10 protein-coding genes are annotated in these 8565 nt (G+C 62.8%); 2 read left to right on the top strand and 8 right to left on the bottom strand.

Annotated features, from left to right (window positions below):
- On the top strand, positions 1-231 hold a 231-nt coding region (locus MUM_RS1000000134505), incomplete at its 5' end, for a hypothetical protein (RefSeq protein ID WP_010172841.1).
- Positions 221-835: a hypothetical protein gene (locus MUM_RS0118835; RefSeq protein WP_010172840.1), complete on the top strand. Its 615-nt coding sequence runs from the start codon at positions 221-223 to the stop codon at positions 833-835. The genes MUM_RS1000000134505 and MUM_RS0118835, both read left to right, overlap by 11 nt.
- Positions 836-880: 45 nt before the next feature.
- Here MUM_RS0118835 and MUM_RS0118830 read toward each other — a convergent pair whose 3' ends face one another.
- The 8 genes from MUM_RS0118830 to MUM_RS0118795 all read right to left on the bottom strand — a co-directional run bounded on the left by MUM_RS0118830 (position 881) and on the right by MUM_RS0118795 (position 8518).
- A complete protein-coding gene (locus MUM_RS0118830; protein WP_010172837.1) occupies positions 881-2032 on the bottom strand; it encodes an MFS transporter in 1152 nt (383 codons plus the stop codon).
- A gap of 285 nt (positions 2033-2317) precedes the next feature.
- Positions 2318-3541, bottom strand: a complete 1224-nt coding sequence (locus MUM_RS0118825) for a sugar MFS transporter (RefSeq protein WP_010172836.1) — start codon at positions 3539-3541, stop codon at positions 2318-2320.
- A 51-nt stretch (positions 3542-3592) separates the two neighbouring features.
- Positions 3593-3940: an L-rhamnose mutarotase gene (locus MUM_RS0118820; protein WP_010172834.1), complete on the bottom strand. Its 348-nt coding sequence runs from the start codon at positions 3938-3940 to the stop codon at positions 3593-3595.
- Complete coding sequence (locus MUM_RS0118815; RefSeq protein ID WP_010172832.1) at positions 3937-4710, bottom strand: SDR family oxidoreductase; 774 nt, start codon at positions 4708-4710, stop codon at positions 3937-3939. The genes MUM_RS0118820 and MUM_RS0118815 overlap by 4 nt, the downstream gene beginning before the upstream one ends.
- Positions 4707-5567 (bottom strand): amidohydrolase family protein, encoded by an 861-nt coding sequence (locus tag MUM_RS0118810; protein WP_029615993.1) that lies wholly within the window; start codon positions 5565-5567, stop codon positions 4707-4709. Before MUM_RS0118810 ends, MUM_RS0118815 begins: the two co-directional genes overlap by 4 nt.
- A gap of 37 nt (positions 5568-5604) precedes the next feature.
- Positions 5605-6882, bottom strand: coding sequence for an L-fuconate dehydratase (locus MUM_RS0118805; protein WP_010172820.1), 1278 nt, complete (start codon positions 6880-6882; stop codon positions 5605-5607).
- Positions 6883-6902: 20 nt separating this feature from the next.
- A complete protein-coding gene (locus tag MUM_RS0118800) occupies positions 6903-7748 on the bottom strand; it encodes a fumarylacetoacetate hydrolase family protein (protein ID WP_010172817.1) in 846 nt (281 codons plus the stop codon).
- Between the two features lie 29 nt (positions 7749-7777).
- Positions 7778-8518: an SDR family oxidoreductase gene (locus tag MUM_RS0118795; RefSeq protein WP_010172814.1), complete on the bottom strand. Its 741-nt coding sequence runs from the start codon at positions 8516-8518 to the stop codon at positions 7778-7780.
- Positions 8519-8565: the final 47 nt, after the last annotated feature.

Here is an 8565-nt window from a genome sequence, read left to right as displayed (position 1 = left end):
GGCCGACAAGCCAGCCACTCACCCGGCGCCACGTCTGTTCGTTCTTCCGGTTACCGGCCACCGTTGCGGTCGGCCAGGCCCTATGAAGTCGTGCCGCATCATCGAACGCTGCAGAACGGTGTTGCCCCGCGCGCCGGCCAGCCCAATCCCAACCTTCACCTGCCGGACAGCGAGTTGGTGAAAGCGTTGAAAATCAGTTTTGCCACGCTGAAAGAACTCCATGAAACGTGACGGACTGAGGCTGTCTTCGCTGCAGCGAATCGCCGCCAAGAGAGTCGGCGACAATCAGAAGTTCGACCGTGCGATTTTGTTGGCCAAGGCGCTTGTCCTGCGCCCGCGCCTGATCGATGCGATCACCGATCAGGACGGCTACATCACCACGCAAAGCCTGGCGCAGGCCGAGAGTGTGGTGTTCGGCAACAGCGATCCGAGTGCCTTCAGCCCGGACCCTTTCCACGCCAAGAGCAACGCTGAACTCGTGCGGGTGTTCAAGGCGATGTTTACCGAGTTGCGTGACAGGTCCCGGGACCGCAAGGGGTTCTTTGAACAGATCGGCTACGTCAACATTGAGTTGCTGGTTGCCATGAGCAAGGACCCGGACGAGCTCGATGGTCACGGTGAACCGGTCCTGGACCCCGCCACAGGGCTGGCGCGGAAAAAATACGATGAACAGCAGGTGTATATGGCGAAGAATATTGTCGACCGCCCCGGGTTGCTCCAGTCACTGGAAAGCGCCCATGGCGGTGGCCTGCGGATGTTTGGCAGTCATCATCAGGCGGGCTGGCTCAGCAACAAAACTCTTGATCGCTGGCTTGAGCACCACAAAAACCGATAAGCCCCGGGTGCCGCCTCACGGTAGGAGGCGGTAGGGGAATGCCGGTTATACCCGCAGTATCTTTCCGCTGATCGCCACACCGATCAGCAACACGGCGATCAGCACAAAGGCCGTGCTCAGGCTGCTGCCGTGGGCGATAAAGCCGATGACCGCAGGGCCGGCAAGAATGCCCGCATAACCCAGGGTGGTGATGGCGGGCACCGCAATGTGTTCCGGCATGACGGTCTGCTTGCCGACGGCGGTGTACAGCACCGGGACGATGTTCGAACACCCGGCACCTACCAGCGCATACCCCAGCAGGGCGGTTTCCCACGCCGGGAACAGCGTGGCCAGCAGCATGCCGGCTGCGGCGAGGGCGCCGCCGAAGACGATCACCCGGGTGGCGCCCAGGCGCCGGACAATCCGGTCGCCGGTCAGGCGACCGACGGTCATGGTTAAGGCAAAGGCTGCGTAGCCCAGGCCCGCATAGGCTTCATCCAGGCCGCGCTCGGCACTCAGGAACACCGCGCTCCAGTCCAGCACGGCGCCTTCGGCGAGAAACACAATGCAGCACAGGCAACCGATAAACAGCACCACCCCGTGGGGCACGGCAAAGGCCGGCCCGGAGCTTTCACTGCCGTAGGGCAGCAAGTGCGGCCCTGCCTTGAGCAAGGCCACCGCCATCACGACGATGACGGCGAGGGTGGCCTGGAACGGCGACCAGCCCAGCCCCAGCAGCCCGCTGACACCTGCCGCACCGACGATCCCCCCCAGGCTGAACAACCCATGGAAGCCCGACATCATGGTCTTGCCGCTGGCCCGTTCGACGATCACCGCCTGCAGGTTGACGGTGGAATCCACCATGCCCAGGCCGGCACCAAATACAAACAGTGCGGCCATCAGCAACGGAATGGAAGAGACGGTGGCCAGCATCGGCAGGCCGAGGCAGATCAGAATGGTCCCGCCGGTGGCCACGCGCCGGATACCGTAGCGCGATGCCAGGGCCCCCGCGACGGGCATGGCGATCATCGAACCCACCCCCAGGCACAGCAGCAACAGACCGAGGGTGCCCTCATTGAGTTGGGCGCGGGCCTTGGCATAAGGTACCAGCGGGGCCCAGGCGGCGATGCCGAAACCTGCGATAAAAAAGGCGATGCGGGTCGACATTTGCTCCAGCCGCCCGGGTACCACGGGCGCTGGGGTGCTGATGGCAGTCATGAAAAATCCTTGGTTTTGCGTTCAACGAACGATGTGCAGCGCAACATCCTTGCACATCAGGCCGTATCGAGCGAGCCGGGTTCCCTTGGCGTGCCTGAACAGCGAGCCAACCATTTTTTCAGAAGCATGGAACGCGATTGGCCTTTCCAGCCACTATCAGCGTGTAGGACGAGTAATCGTTTGATGTGCGAGGTGGCCTGGAAGGTGCGTAATCCCTGCGAGAACTGGCGAACCCCGGGCTTCTTGCGGCGGATTACCACCTTCCAGGCCGACCCTCCAGCGGCCTCATTGATGGCGCAGGCGACTACGGGCATACACCGCCACAATCACGAAACATCCCATCGGCAACAGGTACGCCAGCGCAACCGTGCTGTTGTCCGCTACCTTGCCCATCAAGTACGGCATCAGCGCACCGCCGACAATCGCCATGATCATGAACGAACTGCCGCGCTTGGTATGGGGGCCGAGGTTTTTCACGCCCATGGCGAACAGCGTCGGGAACATGATCGACATGAAGAAGAACACCGCAATCAGCGCGATCACCGAGATGCCCTCCAACCCAATCACCACCAGCGCGCACAACGCGATGTTGATCAGCGCGTAAATCAGCAACAGTTTCTGCGCGCTGACGCGGCCCATCAGCCAGGTACTGAAAAAACGCCCGAACATGAAGGCCAGCATCGCGATCGACAGCAGGTAGGCCGCGTGCTGGCTGCCCATCTGCGCCCAGTGCTCGGTGACGTAGTTGATGAAAAATGCACCGACCCCGACTTGGGCCGCCACGTAGAAAAACTGTGTGATCACCCCGCCGACGAATTCCGGATACTGCCACAGCCCCTTGCCGGCCACGGGTTGCAGTGCCTGCTCCTGAGCGCGTAGATCCGGCAGCGGCGTACGGGCGATCAACAGCGCCACCAGCAACACCAGAACGGCGATGACGACATAGGTGGTCTGCAACGAACTCATGTCCGAAGCCGGTGTGCTGCCGGCGCTGAAGAACATCGCGCCGCCAATCAGCGGGCCGAAGAACTGACCCAGGCCGTTGAAGGATTGCGCCAGGTTCAACCGTCGCTCGGCGCCCTGCGGTTCACCCAGCACTGTGGCATACGGGTTGGCCGCGGTCTCCAGGCAACCCAGCCCGCAGGCGATGACGAACAGCGCGAACAGAAAAAATGCAAAGCTCGCCGCCGCTGCCGCCGGCATGAACAGCAATGCGCCCACCGCATACAGGCACAAGCCCAGCAGGATCCCCGCCTTGTAGCCGTGGCGGTCCATCAACAGCCCCGCCGGCAGGGCGATCAGGAAGTACGCGCCGAAATACGCGCCTTGCAACAGCCCGGACTGGGCCTTACTGACGTGCAGGACTTCCTGGAAATGCTTGTTCAGGACGTCCAGCAAGCCGTAGGACAAGCCCCAGAGGAAGAACAGACTGGTCACCAGCATCAGTGCCCAGCGGTAGGTCGGCACGGCGGGTGTGCCGGCTGCCACAGGTGTGTCTTTGCTTAACATGACGCTTCTCCTGTTGTTTTTATGGGATCAAGGCGTGCGATGCAGCGGATGTCAGGGTTGGTCGGTGAGGCTGAAAATCTGTGTCAGCGGCTGCCATTTGCCGCCGGGATCGGTCCACGGCGTGGGCGCCTGGAAACGCCACATCAGGGCCTCCCAGGCTTGCACGTCGGGGTTGGCGCGGGCGGCCTGGTCGAGTGCTTCGAAGCTGAACCCGGCCGTGGTGTCCATGACCATGAACAGCCGCGTGCCCAGGCGCCAGATCTGCATCTGCAGGATGTGCTGGCCGCGCAGATGCTCGGCCACGGCGGGCCAGATGCGTTGATGCAACTGCTGGTACTCGGCGATCAATGCCTCGTCGTCGATCAGGTCCAGGGCCAGGCAGTAGCGTTGGCCGCTCATGTCAGCGCCCGGTCGAGGTGGGTGTAGCCGCCGTCCACCACCAGCCATTGCCCGGTGGTGTGGGAGGTGCGGGGTGACAGCAGGAACAGCACGCTGTCGGCAATTTCCTCGGGGGTGGTCATCCGTTTGCCCAAGGGGATTTTCTCGACGATGGCGGCGAGCTTGGCCTCGGGGTTGTCGAAGCCATCGATCCAGCGCTGGTACAGCGGCGTCAGCACCTCGGCGGGCACCACCGCATTGACCCGGATGCCGAATTCCAGCAAGGAGGCCGCCCACTCCCGGGTCAGCGACAATTGCGCACCTTTGGCCGCGGTATAACCGCTGGTGCCGCCCTGGCCGGTGAGGGCCGTCTTGGAGCTGATATTCACGATCGCCCCGCGACTGGCCTTGAGAGCATCGAGGCACAGGTGGGTCATCAGGTAGTAATGAATCAGGTTCTTTTCCAGGGACTCGACGAAGGCTGCACGGCCTGCTTCCAGCCCCACGCCATCGTTGACCCCGGCGTTGTTCACCAGGCCGTCGATGCGTCCGAAGCGTTGCAACACTTCGTTGACCGCCGCGCGGCAGGCGTCTTCATCGCGCAACTCGACACGGATGAAGTGGCTTTGGCCCTGTTGTTCAAGCTCGGCCGCGAAGGCCGCCGACAGCGGTTGATGTCCGAAAATTACCGGGATCGCGCCTTCGGCGATCAGCCCCAGGGAGATGGCGGCGCCAATCCCCGAGCCGCCGCCGGTGACGATAATCACGCGGTCCTGCAAATGCAGATTCATGGGCAGTTTCCTTCAAGGTGATAGACTCGTTGGGCAGTGCCGCCCCAGATCGCCCGCTGTTCATGGGGCGACAGTTGGCCGAGGGTCTGTTGCAGCAATTGGCAGGTGCCCTGGTATTCCCCGGCCAGCAGGCATACTGGCCAGTCCGAGCCGAACATCAGGCGGTCGGCGCCAAACAGCTCCAGCGCCAGTTCTATGTAGGGACGCAGGGCACGGGCGTTGCGCTGATCGGGCCCGGCTTCGGTGAGCAGGCCAGACAGCTTGCAGCTGACGTGGGGCAGAGCGGCCAGCGGTGCCAGATGTTCGGCCCAGCCGGCCGGGCCGTTGGCGATATCTGGCTTGCCCAGGTGGTCCAGCACCAGGTGATGTTGGGCGTGGCGCTGGCACATGGCTGTTGCGGCGTCGAGGTCGGCGCAGCGGATCAGCACCTCGTAGACGTAGCCTTGTTGTTGCAGGTGCCGCACCCCACGGGAGAATCCTGGATCCGCCATAAAGCGCGCGGGCCTGGGTTCGTCCTGAATCTGATGCCGAAAGCCCTTGAGTCTTGGTGCGTCGCGCCATTGTTCCAAGTGCTGTTCCAGGGCTGGGTCGCACAGGTCGACCCAGCCGACGACACCGAGTATCCACGGGTGCTGGCGCGCCATTTCCAGCAGCGCATCGGTTTCCTGCTCGCCGGCGCGGGCCTGCACGGCAATACAGCCATCCAGGCCGGCAGCGTCGAGCAATGGCCGCAAATCCTGTGGGAGAAAGTCCCGCCGCAGGTCAGCCTCAGCCGCACCGATCCACGGATAATCAGCGGCCCGGTAGCGCCAGAAATGCTGGTGCGCATCGAGCCTCAGGGGTGATGGGGACGACATTATTATTGTGCTCCGTCCATTCAAATTGTGTTTCAGCTCACGGCCGGTGGCGGTATTGCTCCCGGGACGCGGCTTTCATCTGGATCGAAAACCCTGGTGCCGTCGGTGGCAGATAGGCAGCGCCGCGTACCACGCAAGGTTCCTCGAAATGCTCGTGCAGGTGGTCGACATACTCGATCACCCGGCCTTCGTGGGTGCCGGCGATGCACAGGTAATCGATCATCGACAGGTGCTGCACATACTCGCAAAGCCCGACGCCGCCGGCATGGGGGCATACCGGCAGGCCGTATTTGGCCGCCATCAGCATCACCGCCAGTACTTCGTTGACCCCTCCCAGGCGGCAGGCGTCAATCTGCACCACATCGATGGCCTCGCGCATGATCAATTGCTTGAAGATGATCCGGTTCTGGCACATCTCCCCGGTCGCGACCTTGACCGGCGCCACACCCAGGCGAATCTTGCGATGGCCTTCGATGTCGTCGGGGCTGGTGGGTTCTTCGATAAACCATGGCTTGGCAAACGCCAACTCGCGCACCCAGTCGATGGCGGTGTCGACTTCCCACACCTGGTTGGCGTCGATCATCAATTGGCGATCCGGCCCCAGCACTTCGCGGGCGATGCGCACGCGGCGCAGGTCATCCTGCAAGTCGTGGCCGACCTTGAGCTTGACGTGGTTGAACCCGGCATCCACCGCTTCCTGGCACAGCCGGCGCAGCTTTTCGTCACCGTAACCGAGCCAGCCGGCCGAGGTGGTGTAGCAGGGGTAGCCATTGGCTTGCAGGTCGGCCATGCGTTCAGCCTTGCCTTCGGCGCGTTGGCGCAGCAAGGCCAGGGCTTCGCTGGAGGTGATGCAGTCGGTGATGTAGCGGAAGTCGATGCAGCGCACCAGTTGCTCCGGGCTCATGTCGGCCACCAGGCGCCACAAGGGTTTTCCTTCGGCCTTGGCCCACAAATCCCACGCGGCGTTGACGATTGCGCCGGTGGCCAGGTGAATGGCGCCCTTGTCGGGGCCGATCCAGCGCAACTGGCTGTCGCTGGTGACATGGCGCCAGAAGCGGCCCATGTCTTCGGTGATCCATTCCAGGGTCAAGCCCACCAGCAAAGGCTGCATGGCCTGGATCGCCGCGCAGCAAATCTCGTTGCCACGGCCGATGGTAAAGGTCAGGCCGTGGCCTTCAAGGGCCGGGTTGTCGGTCTGCACAATCACATAGGCGGCCGAGTAGTCCGGGTCCGGGTTCATGGCGTCGGAACCGTCCAGGGACTGGGACGTGGGAAAGCGGATATCTTCGACGCGAATCGCGGTAATGGTGGTCATGAACGGCTCCTTGGCTCTTGTCAGGCGTCGACCGTGGTCTGGTTCTGTTCACCCAGGCCTTCGATGCCCAGGCGGATCTTTTGCCCGGGCTTGAGGTAGACCGGCACGGGCTTGATCCCCAGGCCGACACCGGGCGGAGTGCCGGTGGAAATCACATCCCCTGGTTGCAGGCTCATGAACTGGCTGAGGTAGCTGATCAGTTTGGGAATCTGGAAAATCATCGTGCGGGTGTTGCCGTTCTGGTAGCGGTGGCCGTCGACTTCGAGCCAGATCGACAGTTGATGCGGGTCGGCGATTTCATCCCGGCTGACCAGCCACGGGCCCAGCGGGCCAAAGGTGTCGCAGCCTTTGCCCTTGTCCCAGGTGCCGCCGCGTTCCAGTTGGAACTCACGCTCGGAGACGTCGTTGATCACGCAGTAGCCGGCCACGTGCTGCATGGCCTGGCTTTCTTCGATGTAACGGCCGCCCTGGCCGATCACCACACCGAGCTCCACTTCCCAGTCGGTCTTGGTGGAGTGGCGGGGGATTTCGATGTTGTCGTTGGGGCCGACGATGGCGCTGGTCCATTTGTTGAAGATGATCGGTTCGTCGGGTATCGGCGCGCCTGTTTCGGCGGCGTGATCGGCGTAGTTCAGGCCGATGCAGATGAATTTTCCCACTTGGCCGACACAGGCGCCCAAGCGCGGATTGCCGGGTACCAGGGGCAGGCTCGCGGGGTCGAGGTCTTGCAGGCGAGCAAGGTTTTGCGGGAGCAAGGCTTCGCCTGCGACATCACTGATGTGAGCGAACAAGTCGCGCAGACGACCGTCAGCGTCCAGCAGGGCCGGGCGTTCCTGGCCTTTTTCACCGTAGCGCAGCAATTTCATGAGCAATCCTCTTATTGGGAAGTGGGCGGTCAGTTGCTCCAGCCGCCGTCAATGATCTGGGTGGTGCCGGTTGTAAACGCGCTGGCGTCAGAGCCAAGGTACAACGCCAGTTGGGCGATTTCCTGGGGCGTGCCCAGGCGTCCCATCGGTTGGCGCGCGGTGAAGGCGGCGTACACCTCATCCTGCTGGCGGCCTTCACGGCTGGCTTGTTCGATGATGCGTTGCTGCAGCGAAGGGGACTCCACGGTGCCCGGGCAGATGGCGTTGCAGCGAATGCGCTGGGTGACAAAATCGGCGGCGACGGATTTGGTCAGGCCGATGACCGCCGCCTTGCTGGCGCAGTAGGCAAAGCGATTGGGTACGCCCTTGAGGCTGGAGGCCACCGACGACATGTTGATAATCGAGCCGCCGCCGGCCGCCAGCATTCCCGGCAGAAACGCGCGGATCATGCGGTACATGGCGGTAACGTTGAGGTCCAGAGCAAATGCCCAGTCGCTTTCCGGGCATTCGAGGATATTGCCGGCGTGCACCACGCCCGCGCAGTTGAACAGCACATCCAGCGGGCCGATCTCGGCGGCGAGGCGTTGGATGGCGCTGGCGTCGGTGACATCCAGCAACACCGTTTGCGCGCCTGGCAGGTCAGCGAGCGCCTGTTGATTGATGTCGGCTGCAATCACTTCGGCGCCAGCCGCCAGGTAGGCTTCGACGCTGGCGCGGCCAATGCCCTGGGCGGCGGCGGTGATCAGCACGCGTTTACCGGTGAGGTCCATGACAGACTCCCTAGATTGTTATTATTGGCTCAATGGTCAGGCCATTA

It is taken from the genome of Pseudomonas sp. PAMC 25886, assembly GCF_000242655.1.
Taxonomy (GTDB): Bacteria; Pseudomonadota; Gammaproteobacteria; order Pseudomonadales; family Pseudomonadaceae; genus Aquipseudomonas.
This window is presented reverse-complemented; position numbering and strand designations above follow the sequence as displayed.

Bases quoted from the DNA above. Each gene is read 5' to 3' on its own strand.
- MUM_RS0118835 (WP_010172840.1), top strand. From the start codon at position 221: ATGAAACGTGACGGACTGAGGCTGTCTTCGCTGCAGCGAATCGCCGCC.
- MUM_RS0118830 (WP_010172837.1), bottom strand. From the start codon at position 2,032: ATGACTGCCATCAGCACCCCAGCGCCCGTGGTACCCGGGCGGCTGGAG.
- MUM_RS0118825 (WP_010172836.1), bottom strand. From the start codon at position 3,541: ATGTTAAGCAAAGACACACCTGTGGCAGCCGGCACACCCGCCGTGCCG.
- MUM_RS0118820 (WP_010172834.1), bottom strand. From the start codon at position 3,940: ATGAGCGGCCAACGCTACTGCCTGGCCCTGGACCTGATCGACGACGAG.
- MUM_RS0118815 (WP_010172832.1), bottom strand. From the start codon at position 4,710: ATGAATCTGCATTTGCAGGACCGCGTGATTATCGTCACCGGCGGCGGC.
- MUM_RS0118810 (WP_029615993.1), bottom strand. From the start codon at position 5,567: ATGTCGTCCCCATCACCCCTGAGGCTCGATGCGCACCAGCATTTCTGG.
- MUM_RS0118805 (WP_010172820.1), bottom strand. From the start codon at position 6,882: ATGACCACCATTACCGCGATTCGCGTCGAAGATATCCGCTTTCCCACG.
- MUM_RS0118800 (WP_010172817.1), bottom strand. From the start codon at position 7,748: ATGAAATTGCTGCGCTACGGTGAAAAAGGCCAGGAACGCCCGGCCCTG.
- MUM_RS0118795 (WP_010172814.1), bottom strand. From the start codon at position 8,518: ATGGACCTCACCGGTAAACGCGTGCTGATCACCGCCGCCGCCCAGGGC.